This window comes from Candidatus Uabimicrobium amorphum, from assembly GCF_009002475.1.
GTDB classification, from domain to species: domain Bacteria; phylum Planctomycetota; class Uabimicrobiia; order Uabimicrobiales; family Uabimicrobiaceae; genus Uabimicrobium; species Uabimicrobium amorphum.
In genome coordinates, this window is sequence record NZ_AP019860.1 from 2,113,005 (window position 1) to 2,134,952 (window position 21,948).

The window sequence follows — 21,948 nt, forward strand, 5'->3', positions numbered from 1 at the left end:
ATTATTTTTTTACTATACTGCATTTTTCGCAACTTGACAATACCACCAGCGGCCTTATGCGCTGTCTTCTTCGTTTTTATTGCCCCCCAAGTCATTCACCTCATCTTCATTTGGGGATATAAGTGGTATTCTCACGGAGAATTTCGCCCCAGGATGATTATCGGCAAAACGAATGTCTCCTTTTATTCTCTCCAAACGTCTTTTTACAATTGCCAACCCGAGGCCTGTTCCCGTCTGCTTTGTTGTATAGAAAGGTTCAAAAATTTTGTCGCGTTCTTCGACGGGAACTCCTGGACCATTATCGCAAATTTCGACAACACAATATTCCAGAACATGGCGTTTACTTTTTTTCTTATAGCTCGAAATTTCTAATTTGCCACCTTGGGGCATAGATTGAATCGCGTTGCTTGTCAGGTTCAGAAAAATTTCCATCAACGCATCTTGATCACAGTACAGTTCTATGGGATCTACCTCAACAACAATTTCAACATTATTACGCCGGGCATTGTGTTTGATCAACATGGTTACGTTGGCAATCACATCGGCAATATTGATGCGCTCTTCGGCGTACGAACGCGGCCTTGCAAAGTGTAAAAGTTGGTTCACTACCCGCGACAAACGGTCGATTTCCTGGATAATAATCCCCAGTCCTTCTTGGTTAGGATCATCAGAATCAAGGTCTTCTTTCATCACTTGGGTGATGAGTTTAATAGAAGACAACGGATTTTTTACTTCGTGAGCAATACTCGCCGACAATCTTCCTAGGGAAGATAATTTTTCCGATTCGTACATCTTACGCCCCAGAGCAAATTTTTCCCTTGCGAGTTTTGTATTTTCTATGGTGGTGATAATTTGATTCACCAAAATTAAAAACATCTCTTCTTCTTCGGGAATTAAGTGGTTACGTACCGGACGTTTTCCTATATTTAGCAAACCAACAAGTTCGCTCTCTTGGTAAATGGGAATGACATTGAAAGCTTTTATGTTTTTCATTTGTCTAAAAATTTCGACGTCTTCTTCCCGCAAATGATAACGGCTGAGAACGCGTGGTTTGTGCACTTTGATGTAGTTGATAATTTCTTTGATGTCCTCAGGCATAATCGCCAATGTGCTCCCCGTAATAGATAAACTCTTATCCGGCTGTTCATGAAAAAGAATGATCGAAACCGCGCGTATCTTTAGAGCACGACTAATGCTAAATGCTGTATAATCCAGTAAGTCATCAATATCCATGTGTACTTGATTTATTGTTTTCGACAAGTTGCTGATAATTGTTTGGAAATACAAATTTTCGCGGAAAAATATTCGATTAAATAATTCGAGTAGCTTTTTCTTCAAAGTATCAAAGAAAAAAACCATCACCATAATCAGCATTCCTTGCAAAATGCGAAAGTTAATACTCAAATGCTTTTCCATCACCTTCCCAAACGGCGCAATTGTCGAGAGATAAAACACGATAATAAACGACCCCAAGACCGTATAAATTAAACCGCGTTTAAAAACATATTCGATATAACTATAGCGGTATAAATAGTAACAAAATAATGTCGGTAGTAACGACACGAGAATATGACTCAATAAGTTCAGATACTCTCCGACATGTGGAACTGAACGAATATTCAAAATAAATGTTGCCAAATAAATAACGAGAACGGATGTTACCAACCAGTCAAAAATGCTCAAAAAATTCTTTTCTTCTTCGTCTTCTAGTGAGCGGCATAGTTTTACCACAATAAGCCACGAAATGACCAAAAGAATAGACGACCACACCGAAAATTGGGCGAGCAGATTTTCGCGTGGGCTATTTTCTAACATCATGATTTTTTGGACCAACGGATAGAGGAAGAAATATATCGTGGGGATATATAAAGCGCTAAGAGCCGCATAGCGCGTGTAGATTCGCAACTTCAAGTACCGCGTTTCGATGAAGTTTATCAATGTATGCACCGCGAGTGGATGCAACATGGTAAACCCCACAGTCGCCGTTATACTAAAGATTTGCTCCACAACATTGACCTGAGTGTACAAATACAAAGATATATGTGAAATAAAAACACTAAAATTCCACACAAATGCCGCAAAAGTAAAAAACGCAAAAATAGTTTCGTTGTGTTGGCGGTTCTTACGCTTCATAATCAAAAATAATATACTGATCTGCAACACACTTAAAAATAAGAAACTAAATATTTCAAATATAGGAAAAATCATTTCATTTATTTTTGGCAAAATCTCGCTCCGAGCATTTTAAAAATTTAATAGAAAATTTTTACTAAAAATGATACAGTATTGCCGGTAAACTCCCCGCATTCCTTTTCTATTCATAACTTACAGTTGGCTGACAAATATGCAAAGTGGTCATGTAACCATTATGATATTTTGCCATTACTCAATTATATCTTATAGAAAGGCTGTATATTATGCAAACACAGGTCGAAAAAACACATGATAATGTTATACCTGAAACGCCTAAAATATACCAACCGCAAAACAAAATTCGTATGGTAACGGCAGCATCTTTGTTTGACGGCCATGATGTTAGTATTAATATTATGCGCAGAATGCTACAAGCTTCTGGTGCAGAAATTATACATCTAGGGCATAACCGTAGTGTAGGAGAAATTGTCAATTGTGCAATACAAGAAGGTGTTCAAGGAATTGCCATCACCAGCTACCAAGGTGGACATGTAGAATACTTAAAGTATATGTACGACCTTTTAAAAAAGAATAAAGCACAGCATATCAAAATATTTGCTGGTGGCGGTGGAACTATTCTTCCAACAGAAATAGACGAGCTACACAACTACGGAATTACACGTATATACTCGCCAGATGATGGGCGTGCCATGGGTCTACAAGGGATGATCAACGATGTGCTCGAAAAATGTGACTTCCCCGCTGGCCGTTTACTACAAGGGGAAATAGGTGGTCTATTAAAGCGCGAAGATTTGGCTCTGGGAAATATCATAAGCGCTATGGAAAACGACAACGCTACGGTTGAAAAAATATTTGAGGAAATAGAAGAAAGTATCCGCCATAGCAAAGTCCCTATCTTGGGAGTTACGGGTACCGGTGGCGCGGGAAAATCGTCGGTGGTTGACGAATTTGTGCGGCGTTTTTTGTATGATTTTCAGGATAAAAATATTGCCATCATATGTGTGGACCCTTCCAAACGCAAAACAGGAGGAGCACTACTTGGGGACAGAATCCGCATGAATGCGATCGACACCCCTCGGGTATACATGCGTTCCATGGCCACACGCCAAGCCCACCTTGCTTTGAATAAAAATGTGGGACCAGTGATTGATCTCTACAAAGCCGCCAAATTTGATCTTATCATTTTGGAAACAGCAGGTATTGGACAAAGTGACTCAGCGATTACCGAATTTGTGGATACGTCTCTATACGTGATGACCCCTGAATACGGTGCTGCGACACAACTTGAAAAAATAGATATGATTGACTACGCCGACATCATCGCCTTGAATAAATTCGATAAGCGCGGTGCTTTAGATGCCCTACGCGATGTCAAAAAACAATACCAACGTGCACACAACTTATTCAGTGAATCTCCTGATAACATGCCGGTTTTTGGTACCATTGCCTCACAATTCGATGATCCGGGAATGAATCAACTATACAAAAACATTATCGATTTGCTCATCGAAAGCACCGGTGTACGCTGGAAGTCCACCCAAGAACTCGTCACCGACACCAGCAAAAAAATATACATCATACCCCCCAAAAAAACCCGCTACCTCGCAGAAATCTGCGATGAAATCGATCGTTACAATGGTGACATGAGTAAGCAAGCACAAATCGCGGGAGATTTGTATAAATTAAAGGGGAGTAAGCAAATACTCCAAGGTGTTGACACCACTATTTTAGACGAAGAAATCAAGAAAAAAGAATTGCAACTCTTGCCAGAAGTCAAAGACAAAATCGATCACTGGGAAACCACAAAACAGAAATACCGTGAACAACACTTTACTTACACCGTACGCAATAAAGAAATCAAAGTAGAAAACTACACCACCTCACTCAGCAACGTACCTATTCCCAAAATTGCCATACCGCGTTTTCAGGATTGGCACGACATTGTCGAGTGGACAGCGCAAGAAAATTTCCCAGGCGAATTTCCATTTACCGCGGGAGTCTTTCCGTTTAAGCGTAAAGGAGAAGACCCTACACGCATGTTTGCCGGAGAAGGCGGACCGGAGAGAACCAACCGCCGTTTTCATTATTTAAGTAAAGATATGCCTGCCGCACGTTTAAGTACCGCGTTTGACTCCGTCACTTTGTATGGAGAAGACCCAGCTCACCGACCAGATATTTATGGCAAGATTGGAAATTCCGGTGTTAGTATCGCCACACTAGACGATGCGAAAAAACTATACTCTGGTTTTGATTTGTGTTCGCCAAAAACTTCGGTATCGATGACCATCAATGGGCCAGCCCCTATTCTACTATCATTCTTCTTAAATGCCGCGATTGATCAAATGTGTGAAAAGTACATTTTACAAAACGGTCTACAGGAAGAAGTGCAACAAAAAATCAAAGATATCTATGCGCAAAGAGGTATTGCCCAACCTAAATATCATGGTGAATTGCCGGAAGGGAATGACGGACTGGGTCTTATGCTACTGGGGGTCACGGGAGATGAAGTCCTGCCTTTAGAAACATATCAAAAACTCAAAGCAGAGGCGCTAAACAGCGTTCGCGGAACAGTACAGGCCGACATATTGAAAGAAGACCAAGCACAAAACACGTGTATTTTTTCCACAGAGTTTGCTCTAAGACTTATGGGAGACGTTCAACAATACTTTATCGACCACAAGGTACGCAATTTTTATTCCGTATCTATTTCGGGATACCACATCGCAGAAGCGGGAGCAAATCCGATTACCCAACTTGCTTTTACACTTGCCAATGGTTTTACTTTTGTTGAATACTATTTAAGTCGTGGAATGAACATCGATGATTTTGCACCTAACTTTTCCTTCTTCTTCAGCAATGGAATTGACCCAGAATACTCTGTGATTGGACGCGTTGCGCGAAGAATTTGGGCAAAAACAATAAAAATGAAGTATAATGGTAATAAAAGATCACAAATGCTCAAATATCATATTCAAACTTCAGGACGTTCTTTGCACGCACAAGAAATAGCTTTCAATGACATCAGAACTACCTTGCAAGCCCTCTATGCTATTTACGACAACTGTAACTCACTACATACAAATGCATACGACGAAGCGATCACAACACCAACAGAGGAATCTGTGCGTCGTGCAATGGCCATACAACTTATTATAAATCGCGAATTGGGTTTAGCAAAAAATGAAAACCCCCTTCAAGGTTCCTTTATCATTGAAGAGCTCACACAGCTAGTCGAAGAGGCTGTTCTCGCAGAGTTTAGAAGAATTTCAGAGCGTGGTGGTGTTCTTGGTGCTATGGAAAAAATGTACCAACGTAGTAAAATACAAGAAGAGTCGATGTATTACGAGCACCTAAAACACACAGGGGAATATCCAATTATCGGTGTGAACACTTTTCTTGATGCCAAAGGCTCTCCCACAATTATACCTCAAGAAGTTATTCGTTCTACCTCCGAGGAAAAAGAAATGCAAATACAAAACGTTGCGGCCGTACAAAAACGTTCTCCACAACAAACAACAGAGTCTCTAGAACAAATACGTAGTAGCGCCTTACAACAGCAAAATATATTTACATCGTTAATGGAAGCCGCGAAACATTGTTCATTAGGACAAATTTCTAACTCATTATACAACATTGGTGGGCAGTATCGACGTAATATGTAGTATATTTTATATGGGCCCGTTTTCGACTGACGGGCAACTTTCTGTTAAGTGTTTATAATTGGGATAAACGTATAAATCTGGATGAATGCTTTGGAAAAAAACTGATGAAAAATAATTTTTTTGACGATAAATCAAACGAAAAAAATAATCTGGCACAACTATTTTTTGGTTATACTCACTACTGCCACGAATATATATGGTTACTCAAACAAAAACTTTTTTACAAAATGTGCCTGCAATTAGAATACTTAACAGAAGTGCAATTAGAGCAAGCCAAAACAACTCAGAAACGCGCTTTTAACGCCGGAAAGCAAATCCACATCGGAGAAATTTTACTACAGATGTATCTCTTAGATGAGGAAAAGATATACACGATTTGCGGTATTCTCGGAGAAGAGTTGTTGTATGATTCACAAACAAAAACTCATTACAAAGCATTGTTTTCCACAGAAGAAGAACGAACACGTCACGGCAAAAATCTCCAGCTAAAAAAAGCGGAGGAGATAACACGCGAACAACTACTGCGTTTCTTGCGCATTGACTATTGGTGGCCGCGACGTGTTCCAGAAAAAACCAAAGAAAGTCACGACTTGTTTGTCTTTCTCAACATGGAAACACATTCATTGATGAAAATAAGCGAGCTTGACACAGAGTTTCACAATGTTATTGCGACATTTAAGCATTGGATTGCCACGCCAATTATGGCAAATGAAACCTATCTAAGCACTCTAGATAAATCGCAACAGCAAGCAGAAAAACAAAAAAATCTCGAGTTGGTTAAGCAAGTTTTTCTTGGCTACAACAAAAACCTGCGCGAGTTACTATGGCTTCTACAACAAAAAATGTTTGAAGACTTGGCAAGCAAATACTATAAAATTACCGCACAACAAATCAGTGATGCCTTAAAGGTTCAACACCGCGCTTTCCAACAAAATAAGCAACTACAACTTCCCGAAGTTATGCTGCACATGTATTTGCTCAACGAACTACAAGTCTACGACATACTCAAAGGTTTAGGCATTTATGTATTGCAAAGTGATCAGCAAGAACACTTCGTGACGTTATCGCCAAACAGTGCGCCACAAACAGTGGATTGCGACACACTGCAACAAGTAAAGTTAAAATACGAAACGATCATGCAATCGTTGCGTATTGACGCCGCTAAACCGATAGCCATTCCTCAAGAGTTAGTGGAACACAATACGTTTTTGTTTTTTAGAAAACGTGGCGACTACGCACCGGCCTTTGATTTGCAAGAACGAGAACTGACCGAAGCCATTAGCAGTATCTACAAACATCTAAACGCCGAGGTACCACAGCATATCGTAGAAAATATATCGCAAAAAGCAGAATACAGTCAAACGCAACGTGCCTCCGAAACACTGACTCCGGTTGCCGATATCGTTGGTGAACAAAGCAATGTAGTTTCCGCAGTCCCTCTCATCGGCGACAGTCTCATCGAAATGGAAGCGATTCAGGGAAAAACGCAGGATACAAAAGATTCACTGCAAAATCGTTTACGCCAAACAATGTCTTTACCCGCGATTCCCATTTCGGAAAAGGATAAGCAACAAATTTCCGGGAACAAAAAGGCGACAGCGATACTGCAAAAATTTAGCAAAACCATTACCATGAGTTTACAGAAACGCGCACGGAGAAAAGCCCAAGCACAACAAGAGCAACCGCAAACAGAACAAAAGCAAGCGGTACCTTCGTCGCGCACACCTGTCAATTACCAACAGTACTCAGAGACCATTTATGGTTATGTTATGGCAAATATAGATGCCAAAGAAAAAGGTTTGCCCACACAACGCGAAATTGTGGGAAAGAGAACCAACGTTTTTGAACAAATCGCCAAACGCATAGACCGTCCTCAAGAAGCGAAAGCCAAAAAATCGCAGGTGGATATTTACGATGAAATTCTCACAGAAATAGAAACCGATCAAAGTTCTGGAAACCAAGAATTTGCACAGAAACGCGCTCAACAAAAAGAGAAAATAAAAAACGAACTCAAAGAACAGAACTTTGAAGAATACTATGTCGACTTCAATAGCGGTGAGCAAATGCCCGATCACCTCGATGAAATAGGTGATTCAGGCGAATTCCAGCCCTTAGAACCCGATATTATGGACATTAGCACCGAAGTAGACTCTTTTTTACAATCTTTCGACGACATTGACGAAAATACAGATATTGAAAAACTGTATGACAAATTCAGTCGTGATATGGATGATGATTATGATCCCCTACTCGAAATAGAAAATATTCCCGATGAAGAAAAAAAGTCTGACAAAATACAAATAACACCGCCAGAAAAAAAGCCGAGTAATCCACAACTACGACGCACTATTTCTCTTAGCCAGCCGAAACTTCACAGTGCTATTCCAACGGCGTTAGAATATGTTGAGGGTTACCAGGAAAAAGAAAGCTCTTTTGTTTCCAAAATAGCCATTCCTTTGCTGTTGATTATTTTTACAGGTGGACTGGTGTTTCTGTTTGTGCAGCCATATTTCAAGGACAACGATACGCCACAAAATAAAGAAACGGTAAATAAACCGAAGAAAAACAACAACAAAACGACAAATATCGACCAAGAATTTACCGAAAAAGATTTCGAATTCATTGAAAATCCCAAAAACCCTACGCAAGACGATAATAAAAAACAAGAGACGCAAAAACCGAAACAACAGAACCAACAAAATCCGCAAACAACAAAAAACAATAACTCTACGCAGAGAAAAACCAAAAGTTTACGGGAGTATTTGTCGGGGAGTGAGGGTAATGCCAGTAAAGTGATGAGGGCATTGCGCAGAATGTCGCAAAAAGGTGCACTAACCGCAGAAGATGCTAGCTTCATAAAAGAACTCTACAATCAATTCCAGGACAAAAAAGTACAAAAATTATGCATTTGGGCGATGGGAAGCATCCATGCACCAGAGGCGCGAGAATGGTTAGAAAATATACTACTGACATCTCAAGACTTACAAAATCGCAAAGCATCGATAAACGCTTTGGAAAAAATTGGCGATACTCGTGCGAAGAGTTCTATTTTAGACACGTTTAGTCGTGAACAGGATAAGAAAATTTTAGAAGCAGCAGCGTATTCTTTAGCAAAGATTGCTCCAAAGAACTACGAAGTTCAGCAAGCGATGATTTCCAAATTTTACGAGATCAACAACGATGAAATCAAGAGGCGTATTCTCAATGCACTTAGCACCATGCGTGTAGATTCGCAAAGTGAATTTTTCGTACGTGTAGCCATTGATTCGCAATATAGTACCGCTTTACGCCTGGAAGCCTTAGATGCGTTGATCATCAACTCTGCAGGAAACAGCGCCAACTATACTTCAGAAATTTCTGTCATCGCGGCTTCTCAAGATGAGGAACTTAAAGCCAAAGTTCAGGAAGCTCTGGAATATCTTTCTGATAATTAAATTCGCACCTTGACTCGCGATGAGATTTGCATTAAAATAAAACTGTGAACATATATGTAATAAAGATCCTATTCATTTGGAAATACAAATGACTGAAGAAAATAAGAACAAGAATATTGTCGCCTATGTTGAGTGCCCGCCGTATCCTCTAGCACAATTGCAGAAAGAAGAAGAATTCACAATTGGTCGTGGAGTATATAATCGCTTGGTTCTTTCATTAGATAACGTTTCGCGATATCACGCAGTGATAAAATGGGGAGATAGTGGTTTTATCATTGAAGATTTAGGAAGTAGTAATGGAACCTTTGTTAATGATGAAATTATTGAAGCGCAGCATAAATTACAAACAGGTGACAAGATATTAATTGGTAACCAATTAATCACGTACCGAGAGTCAGAAAAGAAGAGTGAATTTCAACATAATAAGACGCTTAAAACTGATGGACAAGGTGCTTTTCGTGTTCCATCGGTAGAGGAGATTAAGAGTTTACGCTCAAGTCTACAGGGGAATATTGAAACAATACCACTGTTTAGCGTTCTACAAATGCTCAGTGGAGACAACCAAACCGGATGTCTTACTATACAAAATAATGATTTAGTGGGTGATATTTATTTTAGAGATGGTAGTGTTGTATACACACAAATTTCTGATGATAACACCGGGGAAAGAGCTTTTTTTGACATCATGAAATGGGAACAAGGACAATTCCAATTTGATAAGCAAAAAGTCCCCCCACAAGAAACAATGCGCGAAAACCTACAACGATTACTGTTAGAAGGTTTGAGAATTCTCGATGAAGGTTAAAAAAAATGGATAGCCATTGGGATTTACGAAACAAAACGGCGTTGATTACCGGTGGTACCAAAGGAATTGGTTTAGCAACACTCGAAGAATTTGTAAAACTTCAAGCAAATGTTTGTATTGTCGCGCGAAATCAAAGCAGTATTGAACAACAGATATCTTTTTGGAAACAAAAAGGTATCTGCGTACATGGTATTTGCGCAGATGTCTCCACAACATCTGGACGTGATGCAATTCATCAGTATGTTAAAGAGATGTGGTCGCAACTCGATATATTGGTGAATAATGTTGCCACCAATATACGCAAAAATACCACAGACTACACCGACGAAGAATACCAACATATTACCGCAACAAATATTACCTCTACTTGGGACTTGCTACGCCTACTACATCCACTTCTACAACAATCTTCTTCAGCATCCATAATAAATGTGAGTTCTGTTGCTAGTTTAAAGTACATCGGTTCTGGTGCAATCTATTCGATGACCAAAGCCGCTTTAGATCAATTGACGCGATATCTATCTGTAGAATGGGCGCAAGACAAAATTCGAGTGAATGGAGTTCTACCGTGGTATACAAACACGCCACTGGCCAAACCAGTCCTTGACGATCCACAAAAATTGCAAAAAATACTACACAACACTCCCTTGGGGAGAGTCGCCGAGCCACAGGAAGTCGCCAGAGTAATCGCGTTTTTAGCCATGCCTGCCTCCTCGTATGTTACCGGAGCAAATATACGCGTAGACGGTGGTTTTAGCAACGTGGGTTTGCCTTCTTAGTTTAACGGCATACTATCGACCGCTTATGCAATTGCTTGGGTAAATAGGATACCTCAATCATGATGTTTGCAAACAATAGACATCAGATTTCACTTTCTACCTTTTTTTCATTTTCCGCCTTTTTACGCAAAGTTTCGTTCATTACTTTTACAAAAGCATGGTTCTTGTATTTTTCCTTTGCCTGACGAAATAGTTGTTGCTGTAAAGCCTCCACGTCAATAACCTGTATATTGTCCGATACAGGCTTCCCTGCAGCAATATCCTCTTCACGTCTTTTTGCTATATTAGAATTGGAAGGAATATACACCACTTGCTCTGCTCTTTCTGCAATTTGGTCTTGTAAAGATAATTTCTCGACTTGATTGTAGTGTTTGAGAGCCATTGTTTGTTCTAATTCGGCTCGGGTGTCACTCAAATCATTGCGATATTCTGCCAGAGCTTTTGCTAATTTTTCGTTTTCAAACTCGCTGCGATTTGCACGACTGTGTTGTTCATATAAACGCTCTTTTAATTCTTCGATCTGCGACTTTTGCGTCTGAATAACTTCCTTTTTCTCTTCCACATCTTCTTGCAAAGCAACAATTTGCGTACGCATTTCATTCTTTTCGTTTTCTAAATCAATGCGGTAGGCTCTCGCCTTATCTCTTTCAGCGATAGAACGTCGTACTTCCTCTTGAAGCGCGAGTATTTGTTGTTCTAATTCGCATACTTTTTTTTCTAAAAAATTAGGTTTAGGAATCGCCGTGGTGCTTTTTTTCATGATTTGGGGTGAGTAAAATTTAGCGGGTTCGTTGAGTACACGAAGATTTGATTTCGCTACCCAGCTTTTCTCTCCATTTTGAAATTGTACTTGAACACGCTTTTTTATATTGCAAATGACACCCATGCGATTTGATTTGTTTTTTGTATCACACCACAGTACATCTTGTCCAACGCCCCAGTTTTTTTCGTCTTTTTTTGTAACGGTGTTTACAACTATTTGCGTTGTACCTTGGTCTGCTTTTCCCTCATATGCGACAACGGCTTCCTTCATGGATGTTCCTGCCGCAATTTTTTGAGAAACAAAAGCGACTTTTTTTTGTAGATCTTTTCCCAATGACTTACCTTTTTTTGCTTCTTTGAAACACTCATCAACTAATACAATCCATCGCGGATTTTTCTCGGCAATAATTTTGTTCCCAATCCAGTTCATAATCGTTGGAATAGAGGTCTTCTTTATTTTAGCCGCTTCTTTTATTGAGATCGTCTTGTGGGTCATCATTAGCTCCTAGGAAAAAACCGTTAGTTAACCGAAAATACACCGAAAGTATAAGTCATTGTCTTCCATGGGGTTACACAGAATTATATAGTCATTTTTTTCGTTTTGCCAATAAAATTGACTATTTTACTTTTAATTTTAAAAGTACCTAAGATTTCAAAAAAATTGTTGCCAATGTAAAAAAAAACGCTTACGATGAACGAACCACTGCACATAAAACTATATTCCAAAGGAGAAAAAATGAAAGACCGTCCTTCTAGAGGAGGAATTGCTTGCAAGTATATTTTTTTCATTGCTTTTGTGGTTACCCTATTCGCTTTTGTTGCCATAGGTGTTTATGACCAGCGAAGAGCCGCTCAGCGCAGTCTTGTCACAACGCAGTTACAAACATTTTCTTTCGCTTTAAAGTACTACAAACACATAAATGGAAACTATCCAAATGAAGACCAGGGATTAGATCTACTGCTAAAAAAAAATCAACCTTTGTATAACGAACAAATACCACTAATGGATCCATGGGGAAATAAATATTTGTATAAAACGACTGTTACCGGATACCAACTCATATGCTACGGTCGCGATGGTAAAAAAGGAGGACAAGGTCAGGATGAAGATATAATTATTACTGATTAGCTATACGCTCTTTTTCCGTAGAATATTCGTTGATTAAACGCTCCACAAGTTCCTTCGCCGAAATGATATCGTCAATGGCTCCAATACCATGCCCAGCACTCCAGATATCTTTCCATGCTCTTTGATCTGTGCCAAAATTCATTTTGGAGGGATCACTTTGTTGCAGATTTTCCGGGTCAAGCCCTGTATTTCGAATAGAAGGTTTGAGATAATTGCCATGTACCCCTGAGAAAAGGTTACTGTACACAATATCTTGAGAACTACAATCGACAATCATCTTTTTGTATGCCTCTACAGCGTTTGCTTCTTTCGTGGCAATAAAAGCAGATCCAATATATGCTAAATCAGCGCCCATGACCTGCGCTGCCAAAATCGCCCGTCCGGTGGCAATCGAGCCAGAGAGTAGCAGCGGACCATCAAACCATTCGCGAATTTCTTGTATCAATGCAAATGGTGAAGTAGTTCCCGCATGTCCTCCCGCCCCAGCAGCTACAGCAATCAGACCATCTGCACCTTTATCAATGGCTTTTTTTGCAAAAGTATTATTGATGACATCGTGTAAAGTAATTCCACCGTAAGAGTGCACAATTTCATTTAGCTCTACTCGTGCCCCAAGGGAGGTGATGATAATGGGTACTTTGTATTTCACGCACAGTTCTAAATCTTGCTCTAATCTTTTATTCGAACGATGCACAATTTGATTTACCGCAAACGGAGCCGCAGGTTTTTCGTTTTCTTGATTATAACGATCTAGCTCTTCGCTGATTTTCATCAACCACTTTTCCAATTGTCCTTCTTCTCTGGCATTTAAAGCGGGAAACGACCCTACAATGCCTGCCTTACACTGGGCAATCACTAAATCGGGGTTTGAAATAATAAACATCGGCGCGCCGACAGCAGGTATTGTCAAACGTTTATCTAATATATTAGGTAGACTCATGGCTCTCTCGTCAAAAAATTTTAGTCGATTGGGGTATACCAGCTGGTGGTAGCCTGATAAACTGTAAATCCCGCAGTGGATGCGGGATTTACAAAGGAAAGAAAAACGGTGTTGTGTGGCAAGAGAACCCTACTTTTTCGTTATTAAAGCCAATAGCTCTTTTGCAGGGCCGTAACCTTTTTCTGCGGATTTCGATAACGCGCGTTTTGCTAAGCGCAAGTCGGCACGGCTATTGTTACCTTTGGAAGAACTAAAAAGTAGCAATCCTAAAGAATAGGCCACCGGAGGATTATTCAGATGCCTTTTTTCCAACAGTTGAAAGACATAAAGCGCTTTAATATCGGTGTAGGAAAATTTTTCAACAGAAGTAAAAGTTTTTAGTCGAAAGGTATCTTTCTTTGTAGAAACGACTACCCCACTGCGTAGTTTTCCAGAGACTAACGCCAGGACCACTTTCTTCTTAGTTTTTTTCCGATAGCGTAGTTCTTTGTATAGAAGATAAGAAATTTTTTCCAAACCTTTTATGTCATTCAGTGCTTTTGCAAACTTTTCGTCGAGAGAATCTTCCCCTAAATTCGTTAAGCTTTTTTGGTATTCCGCAATTCTCTCTTTCGCACTATTGTAAGCACCCTTTGACAAATATTCGTAGTAACCATTTTCTAAAAAACTATCCGCCAATCCAGCAATACGCTTTGCTTCGCGTTCATTCTTACTCTTGAGCTGTCTCATGTAAACACTATGGTTTCTCTCCAATTGTCGATACACCCCTTCTAAAGTCCGTGGTATGTTGCGATCACGTCCTTTTATTGTGGAGAAAATTTCCGTAACGTCTTTTTGGTTTTCTTTAGAAAAGAAAGATCCGAATGTTTTCTTAAAATCTCCCATGTCTTTGTAATCTTTGCTTTTCATCATTTGGTTCATACGTACTTGTAAATCTTTTAGGGTCTTTACTACCGCTATACGCTCATCAGCGATGTGCTTGTTGACTTTTTCTTCAATAGGTAAGCCTTTGTATTTTTCTAAAGGAAATTCTTTCCATATGCGCCAATTTTCCAGCGGTGTTTTTGGAGAAGTACGTGCAAAATACTGCTTGTAGAGCTCTTTTGTTTCGTCGGCAAATAGTTTTTCTCTAATTTCGAAAATGCGCTTTTGTGCTCTTTCTCCATAGATCCCACTTGGAAACTGTTTTACAAAGTTATTTAAGAAACTTATCTCCTGTTCCGGGGTAGAAAAGGGCATGTTTTTGTATTCTTGCCACTGCACTTCTTCGGTGATTTTTGTACGTCCTTCTCCGCCCAACCACTTTACTTGTTCCACGAAATTTTTACTTAATTGCCAATTGACAATTAGGCTATCCTCTTCGGTATGGAATTCAATGTTGTTAAGTAAAGCAGCAGAGTCTTTTACCCTTTTCGACTCAAAAGACAGAATATAGTTTTGCAGCTTCTGTTTTTGTTTCTTCAATAAAGTATAAAGTTTGCTCGCTGCCCGCGATTCTTCAAATCCACCATTGAAGTAAATGTAACCAGCGTCCCCGTTGTGACCAATTTCCAATGAGATTTTGTATAACGAGGTGTATAAACGGTACTCTTCGGGAATATCGTTAAATTGTGGTATCTTGCGAAACTCTTCTGGTGATACCTTGCCATGCATTTTGAAAATATAGGGAATATCGTTTGTTCCCAATTTCAGGAAGTTCATATTGGCAGTTGTCACACTAGAGTCGGAATAACGATCCACGATTCCCTTTACACGCAACTCACTGTCTGTGAGCACCAGCAAATCTTTTTGCAGCAAACAATAGTAACCCGTTCGCTTACTTGGCCCATCGAATTTAACACTACCGATGCCGTAACTACCATATCTATTCGCGATATTTTCGAACCGAGCAGGATGAAATTGCCCCATCACGAAAACTTCGACATCGGGCTTTTGTGGGTCACCAGACATGTATACAAATAACTTGCGAACGTTGCTTTCACGAAATGGAAAGTCTTTCGGCAAATTGCGCGTAAACTCCGAAATCATTTTTTGATCGTCACGAGTCAGTATTTTTTCTAGCGCCTCATAGTTGACAACAAAAGCGCCATTTACGTCATTCGGAGCGAGATCTACTATTTGCGAAACAGTAATAGGTGGTGCTTCGTATTCGCGTATAAAAAACCAGTATACCACCGCTAAAACGGCGAGAGCCCCTAACAACATCGGTAATTTACTTTTTTTAGCTGTACTCGTAATGATCGGTTCCAGAGAAACGCCTGTGTCGTTGTCCACTTTTCGCATTTGCGCGGGAGGAGAATCTTCAATAGCGGGTTTTAAATTATCTTCTGCCAAATCGTCAGGGATGGTAATATCCGCATCTAAGTCAACCTCCATATCATCGCCGACATCCAATGTAGGGTCATGATACTCTTCTTCCTGTTGTGAGTTATCGTCCATAAAATCATCATCGGAAAACCCCAACTCGATGGAAACAACGTTCCCACAGCTCGGACAATTCACGTTTTTACCAAAACATTCATCGGGAACTTCAAATGCGTGGCCACAGCCAGAGCAAGTACATTTAATTGCCATTAGTCTTTCCTTTTGAATACAGATACGTTCCTACCAAACAATCGTTTTGTATTACCATACACACTCTTATGTAATACTTTCCTGGTTTTAAATTTTTTATGGGAATTCGTAACTCCCCGTTTTCGTAAAATTTAGACGTTTCAAAAATAGCTTGATCATGCACTGCAAGAGAACTAGTTTCAGCGCCCAACAAGTCGAAACTTACAGAAACATGCATCTTTGTACTAACCGGAATATTTACTTTTGATGTTACACCTAGTACTAAAAACTCATCATACTTTTTTTTCATTTTAATAGAAAGTACATTTTTAGGATATCTTATGCGTGTTGCTGGATCACCTAAAATGCCGTACAAATAACAATGTTCTCGACGTATGCGATTTAAATCACGTAGAGGCGTACCAATAGTAAACATCTTTGCTCCACCATCGATTAAAATTTGTAGAAAATCAAAGCGTGGAGGAAATTTTAACTCGTGATACACGTTGCACATCAATTTCCCTACGGTATCAGACTTTTTAACAAACAGCCCTTTTAGCAACGCTTTTCCCACTAAAGCATTGGCATATGGATGCGATATACGTGAAGAACCGATAAACAATGAGCAACCAAATGGATGAAACAGCATTTTTTCCCCCAAACATTCGCGGTGATGATCAAAATAAGCGGTGTCACACGCAATGGAAACCACAGGAGGAAATGTATTTCCACGATACATTTTTTGCACATCGCGTTTTCGCAACATGGGGTATCTGCGTTTATTGTGGGAGATATCTGCAAAGCGATCATAATTACCATGACCTACGTATACAAAAAATAATCCTCCCTCGCCAAAACGTCTTAAAACGCCAGGCATAAACTTTTTTGGCAATTCAAAAAAAGGAGAATTGGGATTGGCATACATCATTTTGAGTTGATACAACGTCGGCATGTAACTGGCCACTAGTTTTTTAAAAACAAGTTCGCAAAAACTGTCAATGGCCGCTCCAAAATCCCCTTGACCAGCAACAAAATGTACTTTATGTTGCCACAAACCACCTTGTGTTTCGTACGCGATTATTTTAGAAATAATTGTATTTAGTTTTTCGTAGTTTTGCGTTGGTATACGTCCCACAGCAATTTTTCCATCTAAACTATACGGAAAGTCGCTCGCTGTAACTCCACCAAAATAAGTGTACACGTAGTTCGTAGGTATTTCTATTTTCCCCACATCACCAACTAAAAGTAAATACTCAATACGTTGTTTTTTTGCGATGCTCTTAATAAAACGTTTAATTGCTGCGGCATTGGCCATACCATAACCAAATGTATCGTAAATTTCTTGTGGGGTAGCAAATAAAAATCGATGACCTTGTCCTTTGCGCCATTGAACAAGACGTTGTAATATTCCTTGTAAATTCTTTGGGGCAATGACGATATAGTTTGCCCCCGCGTTCTTATTGCGAAAGATTTTAATTTTGCGAACCTTCGCCGTTTTGAAATTCGTTTTACGCCAAAAGTAAATACGACGTGGCTCATTGCAATAAAAGGCATTGCGTACCTCTTGATAAACATAGTCCTCACTTAGAAAACAGTATGTTTCTCTTTCGGCGATGGCTATGTGATATTTTTGTTTTTGCGCTGTGAGCTGTCCACTACCCAAAATTGCTCCGCGATAGAACACAGTTATATTGTTGAGATATACAGGTAAATATGTTCCCGGTTGCAGTTCAAATCGCAGTTGATTTCCCCCACGTCGCAGCCGTTTTGTTTGTAACTTCTTCAGGGAAGAAAGAGCATACAAACCATTTAGTTCACCGTTGATAAATATCTTTGTTGTTCCGACAGCTTCGCACGTATAACTGTGTACTAAATCGATAAATACTGTACTAGTTGTGGCAGGAAGAATGTTTTCCAAATAAAAACGAATCTCTAACACACCGCGACGACTAGCTCTTTTCCACATTTTGTAATCAAATGCAATGGGAGTTATCCCTGACTTCTCTCCTGGTAAAGAAGCATTGATATTGTTTTGCGTCAACTCTTTTTTGTTTATGCAAGAGGAAATCTTCGGTAGTTTTGCGTTGCGCAAAAATTTTTTTCGCCAACGCGCCTGCGAAACAACGAATTTTCGCTTTAGTATGTACGCATGTGAGCCACGATAATAATTGTAGAAAAAAATGGAATCTCCGCGCCGCAATTTTTCTGTTTGTGCGTTTACATGAATAGGTACTTTTTTTCCATTGTACTGTAGTTCGAGATAGTCATGTAGACAACCTTGCATAAAAGAGGGTAGTTGATCATAGTGAATTACATACGGCCCTTTTTCGTCGACAGTAATTTTGACAGCTTCCTCGGCCACTATCTGAACGCAGAGTAGTACTAGGATGAACTTAATAAACTTTGCGCATGTTGTAAACACTCTTGTGCCTCCTTGTTTTCAGGAGAAGATTTCAATACTTTTTGAAAGTCAAATATCGCCGATGGGTATTCTTCTAAACCTAAAAAACACTTTCCACGTAACATACGAGTGTCACAGTCCAAATTACTTGCAAAAGTTTCGGTGATAACTTCTACCGCCTTTTCGTACTCCTGCTGCTCAAAATAGACTTTTGCGTGGTGCGCCATCTTTTCTTTGTCGGTTTTGGGGGAATCGCTCGCAACAGAATCCCCAAGATATACTTCTTGTACGGTACGATTTGTGGCAACAACATTGGGAACATCTTCTACCAAAATTTTTCCCTGATGCATCACATATACATAATCACTTACTGCCAAAGTTTCTTTTGGTTTGTGATCGGTGATCAGAATTCCGATACCTTTTTCCTTCAGCTCTAAAATAATTTTTTGCAGATACTCGACAATAATAGGGTCCACTGCGGCAAATGGTTCGTCCCACATCATGAAAGAAGGAGATGTGGACAACAACCTTGTTACTTCTAATCGGCGTCTCTCACCTCCCGAAAGCCTCTCCGCATATGTTTTTTCTAAATGTTTTAGATTCATTTCATCAAGGAGTGACTCCAGTAGTTTCTTACGCTCTTTGGCACTCATCTTCAAGTGTTGCAGTACCACCATTATATTATCCCGTACTGTGAGACGTCGAAAAATCGTTGCTTCTTGAGGAAGATAACCAATACCAATGCGTGCCCGCATGTACATAGGTAGATTCGAAATATCCTTACCATCTAACACGATACGTCCGTAGTCTGGTCTTACTAGACCTGCTACCATGCGAAAAGTTGTCGATTTCCCTGCGCCATTTGCCCCGAGAAGTCCAATGACTTTCCCAGGCTCTATACGCAAAGAAACTTTATCCACAACACGTCTTTTTTTATATACTTTTACCAACTCCACTGTTTGTAAAAATCGTTCCATAATTCTCACCTAGTTCTGTTGCCATAGCGATACAGTACACTCCACACAAAATGTTTTGTTTCTAAAGAGGCGTGGGTTTCCAGTATCTCCCAAGTTGTAAGATGCGGTGTTTTCTCCAGCCAACTTTGGACGCGATTAGGACCACAGTTGTAAGCTGCCAGTGCCAGGACAGCACAGCCATCAAAGGTATTTAATAAATTATGCAGATAATAGCAACCGAGAAAAATATTGTGTTGTGGTTGTAGCAGCATTGCCACAGAAAAAGGCCGTTGTAGTTTTTTGCATAACCTTTTTGCTGTTGCCGGTGTTATTTGCATCACTCCTCGCGCGCCTTTTGTAGAAACAGCCTTGACATCACCACCTGATTCTGTCATAATCGTCGCCGCAACTAAATTTTCGTCTATAGAAAATTCACAAGCATACTTATTTATCCACATCTTATAACTACTTATATTGGGCTGTGGGGAAAACCAACTACCAATTATTATAGTTGTACAAAATAACGCACAAAATATTTTTATATTTGAAGAAATCATATGCAAATCTCAATTTTTAAGATTATAATTTCGATGAAATTAGTATAGCAAAATAATCTTAAATTGGGTAACAAATATAACATGAGTAAAAAAAAATTTCCCCAACCATCGTTAACAGTGGACCTTGTTCTATTTAGGTGGTATCGCTCTAAAGTAGAAATTCTCCTGATCAAAAGAAAACAGGCTCCGTTCAAGGATTGTTGGGCATTGCCAGGTGGTTTTGTGGCGAAAGGCGAAACAGCTGAAGAAGCAGCTTATCGCGAATTGCAGGAAGAGACAAGCTTAGTTGCCTCCTCACTAGTGCCATTGACATTATTTGATGAGCCAGGTCGCGATCCTAGAGGATGGACCATTTCTATGGCATACTGGAGTATAGTTAAATCAAAAAACAATGTAAAAGCAGGAACAGATGCCAAAGAGGCACAGTGGTTCTCAATCAAAAAACTTCCAGCATTGAGTTTTGATCATGGAAAAATTATTGATTATACGCTAAACACAATTAAACAATATGCTACACCAGCACTCACACTGTTAAACGGCGTAGAGGACCTATCAACATCAAAACTAAAGTTGATATTACGTTATATGCAAGAAAGGGCGAACAATGAAAGTAAAAACTAGAAAATCAAGCCTCAAATACCGCAAAAAAACCGGTTTTTTGACACGCATGAAAACAAGAGGTGGGCGTGCCATTATCAGTAATCAAAGAAAACGTCGCGCAAACAAAAAAAATTAGACTCTGGTAGAGTGTTGGCCAAGTGTCTTTAGAATTTATTAGAAATTCGGTACGTCTAAACAGGCGTACCGAATTCTTATATACCTTAGGTAAAGTTTCTCGTTAACCAATAATCGCTTAGAGGAATAATGGAAAATTTACAAAAACTCATCCAAAACATCGAGCAAGTGATTGTAGGAAAAACTCAATCTATCAAACTATCTATAGCTTGTTTACTTGCCGGCGGCCACTTGCTGATAGAAGATATTCCAGGTACAGGTAAAACAACTTTGGCTTTGGCAATTGCCAAATCAATCGAAGCTAATTTTTCGCGTATCCAGTTTACACCTGATCTCATGCCCGCAGATATTACTGGCGTTTCCCTCTTCAACAAAGAAAACAATGACTTTGAATTTCGCAAAGGTCCTATATTTCACAATATCATTCTTGCAGATGAAATCAACCGCGGTACTCCCAAAGTACAAAGTAGTCTTCTTGAAGCAATGAACGAAGCCCAAGTCACTGTTGATGGCAAAACATACGAATTACCTCAACCATTTTTTGTGATTGCCACACAAAATCCCATTTCCTTTGCTGGAACTTTTCCACTTCTTACCGCGCAACTCGACCGCTTTTTATTAAAAATCTCGTTGGGGTACCTTGATAGCTCACAAGAGATGTCCATGATGAAAAGCCAATCACAGCAACATCCGATCAAAAATCTCCAATCCGTACTCCACATAGAGGATATTCTAGAGTTACGTGAACAGGTGAAAAAAGTTGTTGTCGACGACAACATATACAAATACATCATTGCCCTAGCAAACGCAACGCGCAACACAAAAGAAGTCGCTTTTGGTGTAAGTCACCGCGGTAGTCTTTCTTTGTTTAGAATATGTCGCGCTTATGCACTTGTATCTGGTAGAGATTATGTACTCCCCGATGATATAAAAGAGCTATTTTTACCAACGCTTCTACATCGTGTCGTACAATCCACGGATCATCACAACAATGAATTTGTGGAGAAATTTTTACTGCGCGTTTTAGAACAGACACCTGTACCGCTATGACACTCACAAAAACAGGAAAAATCCTCATAGC

General features: G+C 39.6%; 14 protein-coding genes. 7 read left to right on the forward strand and 7 right to left on the reverse strand.

Annotated features, from left to right (window positions below):
- Positions 1-54: 54 nt before the first annotated feature.
- Positions 55-2,226 carry a GAF domain-containing sensor histidine kinase gene (locus UABAM_RS07410; protein ID WP_151967361.1) on the reverse strand — a complete coding sequence of 724 codons (2,172 nt, stop codon included), beginning with the start codon at positions 2,224-2,226 and terminating at the stop codon, positions 55-57.
- A 191-nt stretch (positions 2,227-2,417) separates the two neighbouring features.
- Between UABAM_RS07410 and UABAM_RS07415 the strand changes: the two genes are divergently transcribed.
- From UABAM_RS07415 to UABAM_RS07430, 4 genes are all read left to right on the forward strand, one after another.
- On the forward strand, positions 2,418-5,816 hold the full coding sequence (locus tag UABAM_RS07415) for a methylmalonyl-CoA mutase family protein (protein ID WP_151967362.1): 3,399 nt from the start codon (positions 2,418-2,420) through the stop codon (positions 5,814-5,816).
- Positions 5,817-5,920: 104 nt separating this feature from the next.
- Complete coding sequence (locus UABAM_RS07420) at positions 5,921-9,250, forward strand: HEAT repeat domain-containing protein (RefSeq protein WP_151967363.1); 3,330 nt, start codon at positions 5,921-5,923, stop codon at positions 9,248-9,250.
- An 88-nt stretch (positions 9,251-9,338) separates the two neighbouring features.
- On the forward strand, positions 9,339-10,055 hold the full coding sequence (locus UABAM_RS07425) for a DUF4388 domain-containing protein (RefSeq protein WP_151967364.1): 717 nt from the start codon (positions 9,339-9,341) through the stop codon (positions 10,053-10,055).
- 5 nt (positions 10,056-10,060) lie between these two features.
- Positions 10,061-10,834: an SDR family oxidoreductase gene (locus UABAM_RS07430; protein WP_151967365.1), complete on the forward strand. Its 774-nt coding sequence runs from the start codon at positions 10,061-10,063 to the stop codon at positions 10,832-10,834.
- Positions 10,835-10,916: 82 nt separating this feature from the next.
- On the opposite strand, the gene UABAM_RS07435 is transcribed toward UABAM_RS07430, so the two are convergent.
- Entirely contained in the window at positions 10,917-12,095 is a 1,179-nt protein-coding gene (locus tag UABAM_RS07435) for a hypothetical protein (RefSeq protein ID WP_151967366.1), read from the reverse strand.
- Between the two features lie 237 nt (positions 12,096-12,332).
- On the opposite strand from UABAM_RS07435, the gene UABAM_RS07440 reads away from it, so the two are divergent.
- Complete coding sequence (locus UABAM_RS07440) at positions 12,333-12,725, forward strand: type II secretion system protein GspG (protein WP_173013179.1); 393 nt, start codon at positions 12,333-12,335, stop codon at positions 12,723-12,725.
- Here UABAM_RS07440 and UABAM_RS07445 read toward each other — a convergent pair.
- The 5 genes from UABAM_RS07445 to UABAM_RS07465 form a co-directional block, all read right to left on the reverse strand.
- On the reverse strand, positions 12,715-13,665 hold the full coding sequence (locus UABAM_RS07445) for an NAD(P)H-dependent flavin oxidoreductase (protein ID WP_151967368.1): 951 nt from the start codon (positions 13,663-13,665) through the stop codon (positions 12,715-12,717). The genes UABAM_RS07440 and UABAM_RS07445 overlap by 11 nt on opposite strands.
- Positions 13,666-13,794: 129 nt before the next feature.
- Complete coding sequence (locus UABAM_RS07450; protein ID WP_151967369.1) at positions 13,795-16,239, reverse strand: hypothetical protein; 2,445 nt, start codon at positions 16,237-16,239, stop codon at positions 13,795-13,797.
- Positions 16,229-18,640, reverse strand: a complete 2,412-nt coding sequence (locus UABAM_RS07455; RefSeq protein WP_151967370.1) for a C25 family cysteine peptidase — start codon at positions 18,638-18,640, stop codon at positions 16,229-16,231. Before UABAM_RS07455 ends, UABAM_RS07450 begins: the two co-directional genes overlap by 11 nt.
- Positions 18,601-19,596: an LPS export ABC transporter ATP-binding protein gene (gene lptB, locus UABAM_RS07460; protein WP_151967371.1), complete on the reverse strand. Its 996-nt coding sequence runs from the start codon at positions 19,594-19,596 to the stop codon at positions 18,601-18,603. Before lptB ends, UABAM_RS07455 begins: the two co-directional genes overlap by 40 nt.
- Positions 19,597-19,601: 5 nt before the next feature.
- Positions 19,602-20,033: a lytic transglycosylase domain-containing protein gene (locus UABAM_RS07465; RefSeq protein WP_173013180.1), complete on the reverse strand. Its 432-nt coding sequence runs from the start codon at positions 20,031-20,033 to the stop codon at positions 19,602-19,604.
- Between the two features lie 180 nt (positions 20,034-20,213).
- On the opposite strand from UABAM_RS07465, the gene UABAM_RS07470 reads away from it, so the two are divergent.
- Positions 20,214-20,753 (forward strand): NUDIX domain-containing protein, encoded by a 540-nt coding sequence (locus UABAM_RS07470; RefSeq protein ID WP_151967373.1) that lies wholly within the window; start codon positions 20,214-20,216, stop codon positions 20,751-20,753.
- A gap of 243 nt (positions 20,754-20,996) precedes the next feature.
- The gene (locus UABAM_RS07480; protein WP_151967375.1) at positions 20,997-21,917 is read left to right on the forward strand and encodes an AAA family ATPase; all 921 of its coding nucleotides are present in this window, start codon (positions 20,997-20,999) and stop codon (positions 21,915-21,917) included.
- The last annotated feature ends 31 nt before the right edge of the window (positions 21,918-21,948 follow it).